Source organism: Paenibacillus sp. FSL H8-0260, assembly GCF_045040625.1.
Lineage (GTDB): Bacteria > Bacillota > Bacilli > Paenibacillales > Paenibacillaceae > Paenibacillus_AQ > Paenibacillus_AQ odorifer.
This window is the reverse complement of record NZ_CP150298.1, coordinates 1808697-1826797: the sequence shown is the minus strand read 5'-3', so window position 1 is coordinate 1826797 and position 18101 is coordinate 1808697. Positions and strand designations below refer to the sequence as shown.

Genomic DNA, 18101 nt, shown 5'->3' with positions numbered 1-18101 from the left:
GGAAAATACGTTAAAATCAGAGAGTGACTTACATCTTTCATTCTTTTTTAGAAACGGAGTGTCCTATTAATGAAAAAGCTAGGTGCATTATTTTTATCCATTTTCATGGTTATGTCTGTCTTTACCACTGCGCATGCTGCTGAAAAGCCTGTCGGTGTATGGATTGATGGAACCGAAATAAAGTTAGGCAATTCTAACCCTGTTGTAGAAAAAGGAACGACCCTAGTTCCTATGCGTCCCCTGCTAGAGAAGCTTAATGTAAATATTAATTGGAATAAAAAAACCCAAACCGTAACAGGGACCAAAAATGGACTGGCCCTCTCACTGACCATTGGCAGCACAACCGCAACGGTAAACGGGGAGAAGAAAAAACTAGAGGTGGCTCCTAAAACCATCAACAATGTCACCTATGTTCCTGTCCGCTTTATAGGAGAAACGATCGGCTATAAGGTGGAGTGGAGTCCAGCGCTGCGCACCATCACTTTTGTGGCCGATACTCAAGCTGCCGGAAGCACTGGATTCTTATGGAAAGTGGAGAACAACGGCAACACCGTCTATCTGCTTGGTTCTATCCATGTGGCTAACGACAAAATGTACCCGCTGCGTCCGGAGATTGAAGCTGCCTTTGAAGCCTCGCAATATTTAGGTGTCGAAGTAGATATCTCTAAGATTGATCAAGCTGAGATCCAAAAGTTTATTTTGGAAAAAGGCTCCTATACAGATGGAACCAAGCTCAAGGATCATGTATCCGCAGATACCTATAACAAAGTGACTCAATTGCTAAAAGCAAATGGTCTGGCGGAAAATGCATTCGATTCCTTCAAACCGTGGGTCGTTACCCAAGGTGTCTCAAGTCTACAGATGCAAGTTACAAGTTATACGGCGGATACCGGCATTGATTTATATTTTTTACAAAAAGCAGGCAAGCTGAACAAACCTATTATTGAACTGGAAAACACACAATTGCAGCTGAATATGTTCGACCAGTTCTCAGATGGATTGCAAGAAAAGCTTCTTGTCGACACACTCGGCAGCCTCAATCAAACGGACAATACTTCCGCAGCAGCTTCGCTGGATGCACTATCCCAAATGTGGATGCAAGGTGATGAGGAGTCGCTCGTAGCGATGACAAAAGCGGTCGCGCAAGAGCCAGAGTATTATAAAGGCCTGGTTTCGGATCGTAACGTCAACATGGTGAAGCATGTAAAAGAATATTTGAATAGTGATAAAAAAGCGACTTACCTTGTCGTCGTTGGCGCGCTGCATATGCTCGGTGACGATGGTATCGTGACCCAATTGCAAAAAGATGGCTTTAACGTCGTCAAACAATAATTGAGTTTTAGCTAAAATAAACAAGGCTGTCTCTTAGTCATCTACGATGATTTTGGAGACAGCCTTTTATTTTCACTTTTTTTAGCTCAATCTAAAAGTAGAAGTTGGCTTAACGTGCGGACAGAGCGGAGGGCCCTCCGGGATTCTGGAGAAACGCTCCCTACGAACCCAAAGCCGCTTGTTCATAAACGGGCTACTACAATTTTATTAACTGATCTACCTTAACTGGAAGTCCAGTAGCTATTGAACGATTTGCCGCAATCCCGGTCATAATAGACAACGCTCCGTCCACATGGGATGCTGCACGATTAAAGCGATCCTCCAGCGGACGTTCAAAAATATCACGCAGCATCACAGGATCTCCGCCTCCGTGCCCCCCAACTCCTTCTTCAATCTCCACTTCATAAGGTGCTGCGAACTGAGGGAAGACCGTGATCCGCTTGTCTTTTAACGCCCCTTCATCCTCCTTATTTCCTCCGGCATTTACATAAGACTGTTCGACGACCTTTACTTCCATCCGCCCCTTGGTCCCATTAAATACCACAATGAAACCCTCCCAAGGCAGATAAGCATTAAGTGAATAATTCATAATCGTCTTATTTTTGTATTTGACCATAACCGCCATCGTATCCTCAATGCTGATATTATCACCGAACACACTTTGGTCACGCAGGTAGCCATCCTCATGCTCCGTATCCAGATACATCTGCTTTAACTGCTCATTATCTTTAAGATGCAGGGCAAACGGATCATTTTCCGCCGCACTGCTACCATGAGCACGCTGATAAAACTCAGTCACCCCGCGCTTCTCCGCGTTTTCTCTGCCATAAAATCTTAGATCACCCATCGCATAAACCGTATCTGGGCGCGAACCCAGCCAGAAATTCATCAAATCGAAATGATGTGTGGATTTATGAACCAACAGACCTCCGCTGTTCCGTTTATCACGATGCCATCTGCGGAAGTAATCCGCCCCATGCTGCGTATTTAGCAGCCACTCGAAGTTGACGGAAAGCACTTCTCCAATCGCGCCGTCCATAATGAGTTCACGGATTTTGGTGTTGTGTGGGGCATAGCGGTAATTGAAGGTCACACGCAGCTTTTTCCCGGTCCGCTCAATCGCTTCAAGAATTTCCTGACATTTCTCTTCATCCACTGTCATCGGTTTCTCCGAAATAACATCGCAGCCAAGCTCCATCGCCCGGATAATGTAACGATGATGCGTGCGGTCAATACTCGTGACAATAACCGTGTCAGGTTTGGTTTCCTCAATCATACGGTCAAACTCCTGAGCTTTATAGGTAGGAACCGCTTGATATTTATATTTTTCCTCCAGCAAACGGTTCGCATAATCCATTCTTGCTCCATTCACATCACAAAAGCCTACAATCTCAGAGGTTTCACGATAATTCGTGGTGATCTCACCATAAAAAAACTCCGCTCGGCCGCCGGTTCCTACGAAAGCATATTTTTTGTTGGACATCAGGATCACTCCATCACTTATTGATTTAAAAGCGTTTTCTTCTTATAGTGTATAGTATAAAATATATCTTAATCTAAGCGATTCTTAGCAGAAATAACAAAAACTTTGCATATATTATCCTCATTATCAGAAAGGAGCAGATTTAGCATGGAACAGGAGCCTCAGCCTCCTTTTATAATTGAGCAAATAAAAAGAGCCGGTCCATTCAGCATGGATTCCGACCATTATCACGATACTTATGAAATTTATTATTTACTCGCCGGGGAACGCAGTTATTACATTAACAATCTGATCTACACCTTGCGTAAAGGTGATCTGATTTTTATTAACAAGAACGAGCTCCATCGTACCACCTCTAAAGGCTCTGCAAGCCATGAACGGATCTTAATTAACTTTGAGGAAAGCTTTCTGCAAAAGACATTGGCACATTTCGAGCTGCATTTTCCATTTATGGCTACACAAAGCTTGCTTTTGCGGCCCGGAGTACATGAGCAGGGGGTCATTGAATATCTTCTTTTCAGCATGCTAAAAGAACAAACAGAACCACGGACACAGCAATCCCCCTATCTGCAGACGCTGCTCATCCAACTATTTATTGAAATGAACAGAATACAGGAAATAAGCCGCGAGCCCATTGCCCCTGAGAACAGTGAGAAGCAGCTAAAAGTCTACGAAATTATCGATTTTTTACAAACACATTATGCTGAAAAGCTTACATTGGAGCGGCTATCTGAGACTTTTTTCATCAGCAGCACCTATCTCTGCCGTGTGTTCAAGCAGACAACTGGCTTCACCATCGTAGAATATCTAAACTACATTCGGATCAAGGAAGCCCAACGTCTCTTGCAGAGCACCAACGCTAAAGTTACGAACATCGCCGAGGATACCGGCTTTGACAGCATCGCCCACTTCGGGCGTGTGTTTAAACAAATCGTTAAACGTTCGCCTTTGCAATATCGCAAGCAAAACCGCTGATCCACAGCTAGAAATCACAACCGATTCTCTATGTAGCCGCTCCGTCGCTCAAAAGTACCTTATGTGAACTGCCATGGGCATGGGGGCATCTGGGGCATCAGGAGCATCTGGGGCATCAGGGGCATCTGGGGCATCTGGGGCATCTGAGCAACAACAATACCCCGTCACTAGATTATCTTTTCGCGCGAACAAAGTTCATGAGGCTATCGGACCCAGTGGACCTTATTCGCAGCATAATCGCTATTTTGGAATTTTATCGGACCCCATAGTCGCTATTGGCATAAAAAGCTACCTATATTAGCCGTTTTCGAAGCAATAACGTCACTGGAGTCCGAAAATGGCCCCAAAAGGCGATAAATCTGCAAATAACGTCATCTGAGTCCGCATAACTTTGTCTAGCAGGAGTAATCGGCGGTTTCGGGGGCCGGGGGCCGGGGGAGTTCGAGGGTTTAAGCAGCACTGTAACGCATAACAAAGAGCAGCGATCCCCACTAATGGAGTATCGCTGCTCCGCTGTAATTTTGTGATTAATACGGTCGTCTCATTCCTCATCATGCCATTCATTTTGCTTCGTCATGTGATTTCATTTCCAAATCTCGTACGAGCCTGTGAACCTCAATTCCGGCCAGCAGCACGATGCCAATCCCATGTGTATCGTTTAATTTCCAGGTCAATTCATCTTTATAATACAGTTTGTTAAACGAATAACCCGAACCGCGGCAGACACCGTAAACATTGCCTTGTTTGTCAATACAATGACGGGTTAAGCCGCTCCAGCCGTGGAGTGCAGAGGTTACGTATGACTCTGGTTCCAGCATCCAACCGCAGCGTACGCCTCTAGCAAAAGCGTAAATAAACATAGAGGTACAAGAAGCCTCCGCATAGGACTCAGGATCCGTCAACACTTGATGCCATAGGCCCCGCTCATCTTGCAGCTTAAGATAGCCTTTACTAAGCTCGCGGAAATAATCAAGCAAATCAGCTCGCATCGGATGTTGCTCTGGCATAACTTCAAGCAGCTCAGTCAGCGAAAAAATCACCCAACCATTACCTCTGCCCCAAGGCACGCCATTGGGTTTATTAAACTTATAATCATACACATGATGCATAATGCCAAGCTCCGGCTGGAACAGCCGCTCCTTGTAATGTAAAAACTGCGCCGCCGCATCATCAAGATAAGCCGCATTTCCGGTCATTTCATAATATTTGCTTAGAAATGGCGTGCTCATATACAGATCATCACACCACATCGTCTGCTGCATGAAATCAACTGTGCCACTGGTCCGATACAAAGCTCCGTCAGGCAGCCTGCTCTGCACTTTAGTAATGTAATTGGCAATTTCAGCAGCAGCTTCCGGTGCGCCCTGTAGTGGACGAAGCTTATGTGCTTCCAGCATCGTTGCCCCGAAAGATCCGCAGTCGTCCAGCGAATCCATCAGCGCCAGCTGATGATTGATGCCCGGAGCACCATAACGTTCAAGGTCCCATAAGGCATATTCATGCAGCGCTGTACATTGCTCAATATGGTGTTGTGCATATTCGGCATAATGGGGGGCCTTAAGCTCTACTCCTGTTCTCAGCAATCCGTACAGGGTTACGCCTAGAGGGTAATTCCAGCGCCCAAACATAACACTCTCCAAATAAGGCCTAACCCAGCTATTCGGTTGGTCCACACGCCAAAAGGTTACTTCATCCGCTTCCCCAAATAAAGTATCCATAGAGGTCAGTTCTAAGACTTTCGGCGCTGCCTCCTTGGTGAACAATCCAAGGTACAACCATGGATCAGTTAATCCTTCAACAGGATATGGTTGCACGAGACTACTCTGAACACCACCAGACCGTACGTCCAGTTCAAATCCCCAATTCCCCTCTCCACAGATGGACTCCACGACCAGATCATGTAGTCCATAACCAAGCTCCAGTTGGATATCAAGCATACCTTTCACGTTCTGATGCTCAGCTACAAGTTTCCCATTCACATAGATAGAGATTTCAGCCATTCCACGATAGCTACCTTGCAGACGAATGTCGTCTTTCTGTAGGCTGTTAACTTCCAGCTTACACCAAGCATACGCCTTGGCTCCCAGCATTTCCCCAAATATGCGTGAACAGTTGCCAGTTGCCTGTTCCTGTGGCGACCATTGCTGTGTCGGAAACCAAACGCAGCGAGCTGTCATTTGCTCTTCAGTGAATTCAGCTTCCAGCCAAGCTGCCCAAGATGTCTGCTGGGGTCCACTATAAATCCAACCTTCACAACCGCTTAACTGCGCCGTTGGAGTAAGAAAGTGTACTGGTGCACCTTTGACACTGCCCGTTCCAAAAACCCCTCCGCAACCTGTACCTGTTGCAACATACTCCAGTACAAGATGGTTCCAGCCTTTATCCATGCCCGCCCGAAAAAACGTCCTTCTGTCCGGAAACACATCATCATTTAGATTGGAGCTAAACACCAGCCGGCCATTTATGTAAACCTTAACTGGACTGTAGCAACTAACTGAGAAAGGGGCTTCTACCTCATTGTCGCCCCACAGCTTTCCCCATACATATACGAATTGTCCTGCCTCTAGCTCTGGCAGTCGTTCTTCCAGATTCATGTCGTAACGGCAGTCGCGGAGCCGGTTGAAACCACTCTGCGAATGTACCCGGTACACCGGAGGCTGCGGGGGATAGGCACCGATAAAACGGCTGGCCACAGCGGCCAGTACATTTTCGATTTTGCCCCCATTATATTTGGCAATACAATCAGGATCAGGAAAGTATTCTGGAATATAAGTACTCACTAAGCGTATCCTCCTTCACACCGTTATTTCTCCACCGGGATACAGTGTCGAGTTGTACAATCTTTTAGGGTGAGGTAACGATTTCTCAGAGGCACAGGTACTAATATCTATCCACTCGCTAGAATATACCGTTGCGGACTCATCATTATAAATTACAACCTGTTCCCTGCCACATCCCAGAAGATCGCCGTGAACGGCATAACCTTCCTCCTTGAATTCAGCGACAACCCGCATATGTCCATCGTACAAAGCAGGATATACCCCGCCTCCCCGGCGGTACGCGAGAATATAATCCGGAAAACCCGCTTGCCAGTTGCTCACGGCTTCAACTATAGTCAGCCAACCGTCGGTTGTACGTTCTTCTTTCCACAGTTCCTTGCCATTACAGTCTAGAAGGAACAACGCATCCTTACCTTTCAGCCCTTTGCCGTCATCTTCGCGGATCATTCGGTCCAGCCCGGCAACCTGAAGGCCAGGCAGTTCAGGCCGGAATCGGCCTAACGCCAGATGCTGTGACTCTATGGAGCCGTCATAACGCCAAAGCTCTTGTCCGTCCCGGTCATACATCACCGTTACGCTTCCGCCTACAACCAGTTCAGGATAACCATCTCCATTCACATCGCCAACCCAAATACAGTCCGCGTGGTCATCCAGATCGTGGCAGCTCCATAGTAAATTACCTTTAGAATCAAGCAGATCATAACCTGCCATCACTTGATCCTGTCCATTTCCATGAAGATCGTGAACCCACGGATAATGTCCTACATTGCCTTTATACGTCCATAATAAATTGAAATCCTGATCCAAGGCCCACAGTTGATGATAACGGTCCTTCAGAATGATGTCGGAAGCATGTCCTTGCCCTGTTAGATTGGCGATGATAATGCAATCATGTGCATGTTCTGCCGGTAAGTCGTATATGGATTTAACCGTTCCTGTTGAACCTTCAAGAATATGAAACCGTCCATCCATTACACATAATACTTCCAGCGCCCCATCACCATCTAAATCATAAATTTGCGCTGGATAGTCCGAGCCTTGGCTGCCAGCGTCAGGATCGGGTGTGCCCACCTGCCACAGCTGCTTGCCATCCATATCAAAAGCGGTCAGGCATTGCACCTGATGGGGAATATAACGAACATCCTGACGATTATCCGGCTGGACCAGCAGCATTTCCGCACGTCCATCCCCATTCAGATCGCCAATAAGCATTTTGCAGCGTGGACCGGCAGCGGAAATATTTACTTTTGCCAGCTGATAGACTAATTGTGTGTCCTTCGTTTTCATTAGAATCCTCCTGTCTTCTCTCTTCGATTAGATCTCTGGGAAACGGACGGTTTGTCCGCCTGCTACTTCTATAATCACACCGTCGATTTCCAGCCAGACAGATAGCGCTCCCGGATTATATACAAAATCCCGAGCAGCGGAGAAAATAAGGGCTTCACAAGCCTTCATATAATGAACGAGTTCAATATTTGTCGCGTACCAGATTTCCTCTAGTCCTCCCACTGCTTCACAGAAGCTTTCCATCAGCTCCCAGTTATTATCGTTATCAAATTCATAACTATGGCCCCACACATACATCAGATATAAATACTGCCGTTTATGCAGCTTCACGAACTGCTCCGCATGCTCCAGCAAATGATCATTATGATGGCAAGTCCCCCGCCATTCCAGCCAATCCTCCGGCAGCCCAAAGCCGCCGCCAGTGGTCTGTACCACACGGGCATATTCCATGCCTAAATGAGGCAAAAGCTTCTTTATCTCCTTGTTAAAGGAACCGTTAGGATAAGACATTCCCCGTATCGGCACCTGGAGCAGCGTCTCAAAACACTTTCGATCCTCCATAATCTCATGGATGATTTGCTCCTGCGGACAACGGGCCATCGTGGGATGGTGTTGCGTATGAACAGATACCTCATGTCCCTGGTACAGCTCAGTTATTTCATCTGCCGTAATACGATCACCTTCACCCAGCAGACCAGAATTGAGATGAAATGTTCCTCTAATCCCATGGCGGTTAAATAGTCCTACCAATCTTTCGTCAGCCCGTCTGCCGTCATCATAGCTCATTGTAAGCGCCTTATGTCTGCCCTCAGGGTAACAATAATAAATAATAGACATCAATCTGAAGCCTCCTTCGCATTACTGTCCAAAAACCGTCAGATTTGAGTATTCAGCCATCAGGGGTGCCATCTGTCGGAACCCAATTTTCCCACCTGTCAGTAGCGGCCCATAGGTTTCACCATCATCTATCCATGTAAAAATCGGCAGTTCATTGATTGCAAAAGACAGCATAGGACCACGCTTCACCACTAACATCCGGTAGGCCTCAGTCATGTCGCTGACGTCCGGAAGCGGATCGGCTGCCTGCGCAACCAGATGAAAACCATAGCTTTTACGCAAATTACAGGTATGAAATTTACGTTCTTCCACCCAACGCCTGCGAAAATACGAGATATGATACGTGTCTATCTGCCCGTGATGGTATTGATCATATTCACCCGTACGGCGAGCAAGCGTGGAATCAAATAAATCCTTCCCACCCTCTCCTTTGGCCGCGATAAACAAAATCGCCAACCCCGGCTCACGCAATGGGCGGAAATCCCAAGATACGGCGAGGTCTGCCGGGAACTCTTCTGGACACCAGAGAACGACATTTGCTTGTTGTCCGGCCTCGGCATGGATAGTACTCTCTAATCTCATTCGCTGCAAAGGGAAGGAAACCGCTCCCGCTCCCTCCATCTGGAATCCAGCGATATCACTAGTTGAAGCGAGGGGATTATGGTAGATTGGTTTCCATGCTTCAGGGATCAAACCACCTATACCCGTGTCCTGCATCGGCCTAGCCATAAATCATTCCTCCCCACAATGAAGCCTTTAATTCGCGCGTTCCGGTAAAGCACTACCGATTAATTCCAAGGCAATGATCGTATTTAAAGACCACTGCGAGGCTTCATTTGTATTCATCCAATCGATCTCATTTAACTCAGTCATATAAGTGACCTGATCAGCTTCCTCCTGTAGATTCACACCACCAAACGGATTCTCCAGCAAAATCGACCAGCACCGCTCTGCCGTCGCTGGATCCTTGCGGTAATATGCTCCATATGCAGCAATGGCTACACTGAGTACAGGATGCTCAAAACGGAGTTTTCCTGAAATCAACCCTCCTGTAAATGCGTCCTTCTCTTCTTGTGGCAAATTATAAAATACGCCGAACTCAGCCAGCATATCTCCCCAGTCCGGGTCCTCCAGCATTGCCGCCAGCTCGAACCACACCTGCGGACCTCCCATACTAATCGCTAAATGACGCCCCCAGTTATCGTCGCCCATTCCCGACAATAGGCCAGTTGCCGGATCATAACCATATGTGGGACCAGATAATAGCCGTAAATTTGCCCTTTTGATGCAATCCATGCCTGTTATAATCTTGTCACGATAAGCGGTATCCTCGAACCGCTCCCAGCGGGTCATCCAATTAGAGCTAAAGGCCGCCCAGTCCGGACCCACCCTAACATGAGTGGGGAATTCATCCTTCGGAAAATACGCCCGCATCGGGTCCAGAGTAACTGTTGAATAATCAGCATCCTTTACACTGTCCATAATATCGCCGACCCGCTCGTCTCCGGTCAGATAATAATAGTAGCGATGCAGACCCGCCATGGCGATACGAGCCTCTTTGCAGCCGCAGCCCCAGTGGATGACATTATGCCGCGAGCCTAGTCCGGCGTATTCGCCAAAATGATATACATCTACCTCACTCGTATGCCTGGTCATAGCTTCGGCCATACGGAACACATCCGCTCTCCCGGACCGGAGAAACGTTACCCACAACCACATATTTGGCACCAGCTCGGAATTCTGCCAGGCGCAGCCGCCAAGATCATAGTTCCATACATGTCTGACCGGATCGTAGCTGTGCATGAAATCTCCATAGTCCCAGAATCCATACCATTTGCGCTGCTCGATCTCTTCCTGGTAAAAGGAGATGATCCCGTCCAGCCGATCTTCCAGATATGCCTTGGCTGGCGTGCTCCGATCAGGCAAACTCCAGAAACCAAAAGCACCCGCTTCATGATAATAAGTTGGTTCGCAAACCAGCAATGAAGGTTCTTCAGCTTCTGCCTGCATCCGCTGCAACAATTCATGCCCGGGAGTCTGCGCCGTACACCAGAATGTTAGCTCGCTAGTATTAGCGATACCAAATGGAGTGGCCCGTAATTCTTCTGCACCTTCATACGAGGATTCCACATGTGTTTTCGTATCATAATGCCGCAAGTCCATAGCTGCCGCATCAGGTGACCAGAACCAGACAGTAAGCGCTGCCGCGTCAGTGGCAGTGGAACCAATCTCCATTCCTGCCGGATGCTTACGCCAGAAATTCTTCATCCCGATTGCTAGCCCTCCGCCCTCTGCCCCAACATAACCAAGCCCACCTGCCCGGCGGCCTTCTGCTGCCTTGATCCAAGCGCAGCCAACCTCTGTCCGCTTCCAGATCCCATAATGCTCGGAAGAATCTTGAACCAGCCGAAAGCTGCCCCAAGTAGCGGAGTCATCCAATAAACTAAGGAAATAGGCATCCTCTTCTGGATTAAATTTCACAGCACATCCTGCTACCTGATCGAGGAATAAATCACGGTACTTACCTTTGGTTCGCCGTGTATGCAACGTCTTAGGAGACTCGCTAAACAAGCCGCTATCTCCGGCAAAACGAACATGGCGGTTGTAAAGAGGTCCACGCATCGGCACTGTGAATTCTATTCCCAATCCTTTAATAAAATCCTGCTGTGGATTACCGTCATAATGAAACGTATGAACTAATCGAATAGACTCCAGCCCAGCATAAAAATATAAACGTAACGTATAGGGAAGCCACTCACGAGCACTGTGCGAAGCTTGGTGAAGTCCATCTAGCTTCACCACTGCGCGAACAGGTCCGTCCTGTTCAAGGATGGCACTTAACGTTCGTCCTGTGAACCGCTCCTCACGTATGCTCAGGGTGCCAGCACCCTCATCTCTCTGTTCACGTATACATACAAGCTCGCCATTACTGCAAACTTCCGTTCCTTCCGTGTCCGCCGGATTTCTGCGCACAATACTGCGGATAAGACCCTTCCCCTGCTTGTTAACCGTGCAAATAATAACACCTGTATCTATAATGAAAGCTTCCTCTGTTTCCTGCACAGTTAGTCGCTCAGTCACTTCTGTAGCTGGAGTCGCTTGATTTATTGTCATTGTCGCTAAGGAATCCTGCTGAATATCCGAATTTTTATTTACTGCCGAGTGCGTGGACCATTTGATGCTCCCGTCTGGCCAAAAAGCTGCTGGCCAGCTTTGCAGCGGCACATGCTTTTCGTTCTTCGGCATACTTAAGCAGAGATTCTTTAACGATTCCCTGTCGAGCGCTCCTTTTTTCCAAGGAACCCCCCAGGTAACACCCACATCAATAGCGGGCTTTTTTAGCCAATGCAGGCCAATCGGCAGAGCCGTAGGCACAACAACCATCTCCTTCATACGTTCTTCGCCGCACGTCCTCTTTACTTTTAAAGAGCTTCATTATTATGGCTTAGCTCTCTATAGCGGCTTGGGGTTATTCCCTCTTGTTTCTTAAAAATCCGGTTAAAATAGCTATGCTGATAACCCACCTGTTCAGCTACATCGTTAATTCGCAGCGAGGTATCACGCAGCAGCTCCTTGGCTTTATCAAGCCGTAATTCGGTCAGATAATCGATGAAATTTTTCCCGGTGACCCGTTTGAATGATTTACTCAGTAAAAATGGGCTGATTCCTGTATAATCCGCACATCCATCCAGCGAAATATTATCCATATAATGCTCATTGATATACATCATGGCATGCTCAATCGTCCGTTTGATTCCGGCATCAGAACGCTCACTCAGCTCCGTCAGATACGGTGCGACTACCTTTTCCTGAAACCAGGTAAGGATAAGCTTCGGCTCATGAATTTGCGACAGTGCCGCGTACAGATTAGCCCCTTTGAACAGCTGGTTTGGATGAATGCCTGAGACCATAATGGCGTGCTGAATACTGCCTAACAAATGAAGCATACCCTGCTGCACATCAATCACTTTTGCCCCATTGGCACACAGTGCCTCCAGAAATTCCTCCAACAGCCGGTAAGCCTCTTCCGCTTCTCCTGTTCGCAGGGCCTGAATCATTCCGCGCTCCAAAGTGAACGAATATTGCGGTTCTGGCGTACTTTGTCCCTCACGATCCAGTAGCTCCATATTAATAATCTGGTTCTCACCACCAAACTGGCGATAACTAGCGGCTTGCTTCGCAGCCTCGAACGCTAGCGGAATACCGGATATCCTTCCAACCGGTGCACTAAACGCCACTGTTACCCTCATTTTTAACATGCGATTAATCGTTCCTGTCAGTTCTTCGCTAAAGGCTTGCACCGCTTCCAGCGATGGATTCGCAACGGGTTCGATAAGAAGTAATCCTGCCGTGAGATCATGGAAATTGATAATATCAGCCTGGTTGAAGTGCTCGGCAGACAGTTCTCCGATAATATTGACGGCGGCGAATGATACAAGACTTTCATCACCGTTGCGGAATTTCCCCTCCTGGCTGGAGATGCCTGTAAGCTGAATATAAAGAATAATATAATGACAATCCTCTACTTCCCACTTAAAGCGCCGCATCCGGCTTTGCAGATCCTGCTCAGAATAGGAATATAAATACCCCTGAAACAGCTGATGCAGAAAGCTTTCTTTCACATGTGGAAACTGCTCGGAAAGAGTGTACTTCAGGGCATGGCTCTCCCCGTGCAAGTTCTGCCAATGCCGTTCAATCAGAATGAACTCATCCTCCCTACTCGCAGCCGCCGCTTGGTCAGGCAACAAAGTCTGCAGCAACCGTCCTATCGGTGAATAGATTTTACGGGAAGCAAACCAAGACAGAATCGCCGCCAGCAGCAAAGCACTAAAGCTAACTAAAAATATCAGTCTTGAAATGAAGACGACAGGTGAAGTTATGCTGGTTATCGGTGAAGCGGACACATAGAGCCAGTCTGCGGAGAGTCGGGAAAACTCACCATAAGTCACTGCATATGTAGCCTTACCCCAGTCGAAGAGAAAAGAGGACTCAAGATTTGACTCATGGTTCGCGCCCCGTTCCACAATCTCATTATGCAATGCGGTAAGTAAGGGAGAATCCTCGGCACTGTCTCCAGCAGATACGTACAAATCCCCCGTCGTCTGCAGCAAAAATGTCTCGCCGCTATTATAAGGTGTCATAGTTCGTAGCATCGCAGCTACTTTCTCCGTATCCATGCGGAGCAAAAGAGCCCCGAAGGGCTTCAAGCTTCCGCCCGGAATATGATGGACAAGCGTTAATTCTTTGATATTTGGTTTATTGGGATCGAATGCCCACTGCGTCCAATAGGTGCTTTGTTCAGTTGCAATTAATCTGTCATATTGACCAGATATCGCGCTGGAGTCAATCGTGCCATATTCGGGATTAAATAGTAATGGATGATCTCCTGATAGATAGAGTTCAACGTTACTCGTCATCGTGTTTGAGCCCTGCATCACTACGAGTGTCTTCGTAATATCCCACGCCCGCTCATGATCCTGAATAAAATCAAGGCCATTCAAGCTGTAATCAAACTTGGGATCAAAAGCCCAATGTGCCAGCATCAGCTCCAGATTGGACAGCTGATCATCAATATTAGCCGCCCGCTGTTCAATCTGCCTGTTATGCATCTGCAGCAGCTCGCTCTCCAGGCGTCCCCCTGCCATCCAGTAGACAAGCGCACCAATAATAAACCCCGGAATGGATGACACCACCAGCATAATGATCAGGTTTTTCCGATAATACCGGCCTTTACAGCCTGACCAGCCTTTTGTATAACGCTTCCATTTCGCCACATTTCTCATCACTATGCTCTCACCAGCCGAATCGGATAAATTTGAAGTGCAATCGAACCACATTCGTTTTGCTCCTCAGATCCTTTCCAGCCGGATAAAAGCACCAGGAAGGATCTATTGGTCAGCCTTAGCGTATAATTCGTTCATTTCCTTTACTAAATCATCTCCACCTGTTTTTCTCCATACGTCAAATGCGGATTTCAATTCAGCTTCATCAATTTGTCCTACAATATACTTTATGCGTGCATCATTAATTACATTGTCGAGTTGAGCACCCTTTTGCGAATATACTGTGGAAATAAAGGCCTCTGCCGGATTAACCACGATCGAAGCTTCATTTGCCTTTTGAACTTCAGTTTGTTTAAGACGCAGCGGCGTTTGTGCTACAGTCTTGGACTTATCCTCAGGAATATAGGCCAATATTTGGTTTAGACCTTCCACTTCTGACTCCACAAGTACAGTGTCTTTGGAGCGTTCAATAAAACCATCCACCATAGTGTAGTGAGTACCTTCCAAACCAAAACCCAACATCGTTTGTAATTCCGGATTATTGATTTGATCTAGAAAAGCCAGTACCCGTTTCAGTTCTTCTTCGCTCTTCACAGATGATTTTGGAATAGCCAGCATGCCCGAGAAACCAGAGGTCGGCAATGTGTGTAGCTTGCCATCCGTACCTGTTACGCCCCCGCTTACATCTACATAATGTTTATCCGGTTCGTCTTTGCCTTCTTTTTCTAGCGCAGCGTGAATTTTATCATCCACCCGGGCGCCTGTATCGACCACATCGACGATTACTCCTGCCTTATTGTTCACGATCGGATCTGTCCATTTAGCACTGTCCATTACAGCAAAGTCGGAGTTGATCAATTTCTCATCATACAGCTTCTTCATGAACTTAAGCGCTTCCAAATATTCTGGATATTCATGCTCAGGCACCAGCTTGCCATCTTGCACGCCCCATTTATTCGGTGTTCCAAACCATAACTTAATGGTATCAAAACCGCTGGCCCACTGGCCGCTCCATTTGACAAGCACCATGCCATACGTATCCTCTTTACCATTGCCGTCTGGATCTTTTTCCTTGAACGCTTTCAGCATATTGTAGAAATCATCTACCGTCTGCGGTGTTTGCAGCCCCACCTTCTCTAACCAATCCTTGCGGAAAACCATACCGTTACGGCCGAGTACACGCCCCCGATAGATCCCGTAATTCTTCCCATCAATGGCCGAGTTTTTCAGAATAACCGGGTTCGCTTGGCTTAAATTCGGATAATCCTTAAGGTAAGGCCCTACTTCCCAGAATGCACCCGATTTGGCAGCGTTCACAAAACTAGAAGCCTTAACATCCCCCACGTAGATAATGGTCGGCAGCTTCCCAGAAGCTAGCGTAATATTAAATTTATCTGCATAAGATGCATTCGGGACCCACTCAAAGTGGATTTTTGTATTGGTCTGCTTCTCAAGTTCAGCAGCAACCGGACTGCCATCCTTCGGATAATTTGTTTTGAATATCGGCAGCATGAGGGTCAGATCCAGCGGGGACTCGCTTTTCTCTTCTCCAGTATTACTACTCCCCTCACTTTTGCTGTTAGAACCTGCAGATTCATTACCTGAGCAACCTGCAACAACAGTTGTAACCATCATAGCCACAAGTAAAAGTAACAACCAGCGCTTCTTTTTTACCGAACGATTAGCTTCCATTATTATACCTCCAAATTGGAATAAGTTAAGTTTGTTATCCTTTAACAGAACCCAGCATCACCCCTTTAGCGAAATGTTTTTGCAGAAATGGGTACACACATAAAATTGGTAGAGTACCTACTACAATAACCGCCATTTTAATCGACTGCTCCGGTGGCTGCACAAAGCTTGGATCCATAGAACTCATATCGCCAGCCGCAGATTGGGATAACATTACGATCTGTCGCAGCATCACCTGCAAAGGCCATTTTGTCGGATCCGTAATATAGAGCAGTGCCGAGAAGAAATTGTTCCAATGTCCCACAGCATAGAACAACGTAAATGTAGCGAGAACCGGTTTGGATAAAGGAAGGACTATCTTCCACAACAAGCCCAGCTCAGAACAACCATCAATACGCGCCGCTTCTTCCATTTCTATAGGCAGCTCCTGAAAAAAGTTTTTGACAATAATCAGGTTAAAGGCGCTAATTGCTCCCGGTAAAATAAGAGAATTGAGCGTATCCAGCAAATGCAGCTCCCGAATGACGAGATAGGTTGGAATCATTCCTCCACCGAACAGCATCGTAAAAATAACAAGGTTGAGTACCAAATTACGGCCCATCAGATATCGTTTTGCCATCGGATAAGCCATAGTTACCGTGAAGAATAAATTAACGACAGTTCCGATTACCGTAACATAAATAGAAACCCCTATACTGCGCATAATCGTATCTGTTGAAAAGATAAATCGGTAGGCGTCAAATGAAATCGTGGTCGGGATCAGGAATACGGCACGTTTAGTAATTTCCGCATCCGTAGCGAAGGAGCCCGAAACCACAAAGAGAAAAGGGAGAATCGCTACGATTCCGATAATCCCTAAAAATATATAATTGAATATATCAAATGCAGTTCCAACCGTACTCTTGTATTGTTTGGCCACAGCAAGCTTCTCCCTTCTCAATAAAGTCCAGATTCACCAAATTTTTTGGCGATCCAATTCGTCCCGAGCACAAGCGTCACACCGATTATTGATTTAAATAATCCAACAGCCGTGCTGTAACTAAAAGCTCCCTGGGTAATTCCCAGCGCGTATACATAGGTATCGAACACCTCACCTACTTCACGATTAAGAGCATTCATCATTAAATAAATTTGTTCAAAACCGTTATCCAAAATCGTTCCCATCCGAAGAATAAGTAAAATAACGATTGTACTGCGGATAGCAGGCAACGTAATATGCCAAATCTGCCGCCACCGGTTCGCACCATCTACTACCGCAGCCTCATATTGCTCCACATCTACACCGGCCAGCGCTGCCAGGAATATAATCGTCCCCCAGCCGCACTCCTTCCAGATCGTCTGGAGAATAATCAATGGACGGAACCAGTCAGGATTAGCTAGAAAGTCTATTTTCCTGCCTGTAAACGTATACAAAAACTCATTTACAGTCCCGCCTTCCGTAGTTAGAAATACATAGCTCATACTGGCCACAATGACCATGGATATAAAGTGCGGAACATAAATCATCGTTTGTATCGTCTTTTTATAGAAGGAAAGCCGTATTTCGTTTAGAAGCAGTGCCAGAATAATCGGCGCCGGAAAAAAGAAAATCAAATTATAAAACGATAACAATAACGTATTGCGCAGCAGCATAAAGAAATCAGGATTCTGGAAAAAAACACGAAAATGCTCAAAACCTACCCATTCACTTTTCTGAAAACCAAGAAACGGCTGGTAATTCTTAAAAGCCAGCAGCACGCCCCACATCGGAACATATTTGAAAACAAGAAAATAAAGGACTCCAGGGAGCAGCAGAATATATAACCATTTATCACGTTTAAAACGTTTCCATCTTCTTACCCGGATATTTCGATAGGTCTGCGGCTTTGGCTGTTGTTCTGAAGTTCCCGGAACTGTTACGTGCTTCATCCTGTTCACCTCCATTTGTCATGT

12 protein-coding genes are annotated in these 18101 nt (G+C 46.6%); 2 read left to right on the top strand and 10 right to left on the bottom strand.

Annotated elements, in window-relative coordinates; all coding sequences use genetic code 11:
* The first annotated feature begins 69 nt into the window (after nt 1-69).
* On the top strand, nt 70-1332 hold the full coding sequence (locus MHI51_RS07900; protein ID WP_076220344.1) for a TraB/GumN family protein: 1263 nt from the start codon (nt 70-72) through the stop codon (nt 1330-1332).
* A 196-nt stretch (nt 1333-1528) separates the two neighbouring features.
* Here the strand turns inward: MHI51_RS07900 and MHI51_RS07895 are convergent, their stop codons facing one another.
* Nucleotides 1529-2815 (bottom strand): Gfo/Idh/MocA family oxidoreductase, encoded by a 1287-nt coding sequence (locus MHI51_RS07895; protein WP_405173750.1) that lies wholly within the window; start codon nt 2813-2815, stop codon nt 1529-1531.
* 147 nt (nt 2816-2962) lie between these two features.
* Between MHI51_RS07895 and MHI51_RS07890 the strand changes: the two genes are divergently transcribed.
* A complete protein-coding gene (locus MHI51_RS07890; protein ID WP_076301920.1) occupies nt 2963-3790 on the top strand; it encodes a helix-turn-helix domain-containing protein in 828 nt (275 codons plus the stop codon).
* A gap of 560 nt (nt 3791-4350) precedes the next feature.
* Here the strand turns inward: MHI51_RS07890 and MHI51_RS07885 are convergent.
* From MHI51_RS07885 to MHI51_RS07845, 9 genes are read right to left on the bottom strand one after another with little or no spacing between them, the layout of a single operon-like run.
* The gene (locus MHI51_RS07885; protein ID WP_405173749.1) at nt 4351-6570 is read right to left on the bottom strand and encodes a glycoside hydrolase family 105 protein; all 2220 of its coding nucleotides are present in this window, start codon (nt 6568-6570) and stop codon (nt 4351-4353) included.
* Between the two features lie 15 nt (nt 6571-6585).
* Nucleotides 6586-7857, bottom strand: a complete 1272-nt coding sequence (locus MHI51_RS07880) for a hypothetical protein (protein ID WP_405173748.1) — start codon at nt 7855-7857, stop codon at nt 6586-6588.
* Between the two features lie 27 nt (nt 7858-7884).
* Entirely contained in the window at nt 7885-8694 is an 810-nt protein-coding gene (locus tag MHI51_RS07875) for a polysaccharide deacetylase family protein (protein ID WP_405173747.1), read from the bottom strand.
* 21 nt (nt 8695-8715) lie between these two features.
* Complete coding sequence (locus tag MHI51_RS07870; RefSeq protein WP_179087644.1) at nt 8716-9423, bottom strand: DUF1961 family protein; 708 nt, start codon at nt 9421-9423, stop codon at nt 8716-8718.
* A 27-nt stretch (nt 9424-9450) separates the two neighbouring features.
* Nucleotides 9451-12087, bottom strand: a complete 2637-nt coding sequence (locus MHI51_RS07865; RefSeq protein ID WP_405173746.1) for a hypothetical protein — start codon at nt 12085-12087, stop codon at nt 9451-9453.
* Nucleotides 12088-12116: 29 nt separating this feature from the next.
* Nucleotides 12117-14531: a helix-turn-helix domain-containing protein gene (locus MHI51_RS07860; RefSeq protein WP_081387534.1), complete on the bottom strand. Its 2415-nt coding sequence runs from the start codon at nt 14529-14531 to the stop codon at nt 12117-12119.
* Between the two features lie 51 nt (nt 14532-14582).
* Entirely contained in the window at nt 14583-16169 is a 1587-nt protein-coding gene (locus MHI51_RS07855) for an extracellular solute-binding protein (RefSeq protein ID WP_076220261.1), read from the bottom strand.
* Between the two features lie 34 nt (nt 16170-16203).
* Nucleotides 16204-17088 (bottom strand): carbohydrate ABC transporter permease, encoded by an 885-nt coding sequence (locus MHI51_RS07850; RefSeq protein WP_076220262.1) that lies wholly within the window; start codon nt 17086-17088, stop codon nt 16204-16206.
* Between the two features lie 17 nt (nt 17089-17105).
* Complete coding sequence (locus MHI51_RS07845) at nt 17106-18077, bottom strand: sugar ABC transporter permease (protein ID WP_076142502.1); 972 nt, start codon at nt 18075-18077, stop codon at nt 17106-17108.
* Between the last annotated feature and the right edge of the window lie 24 nt (nt 18078-18101).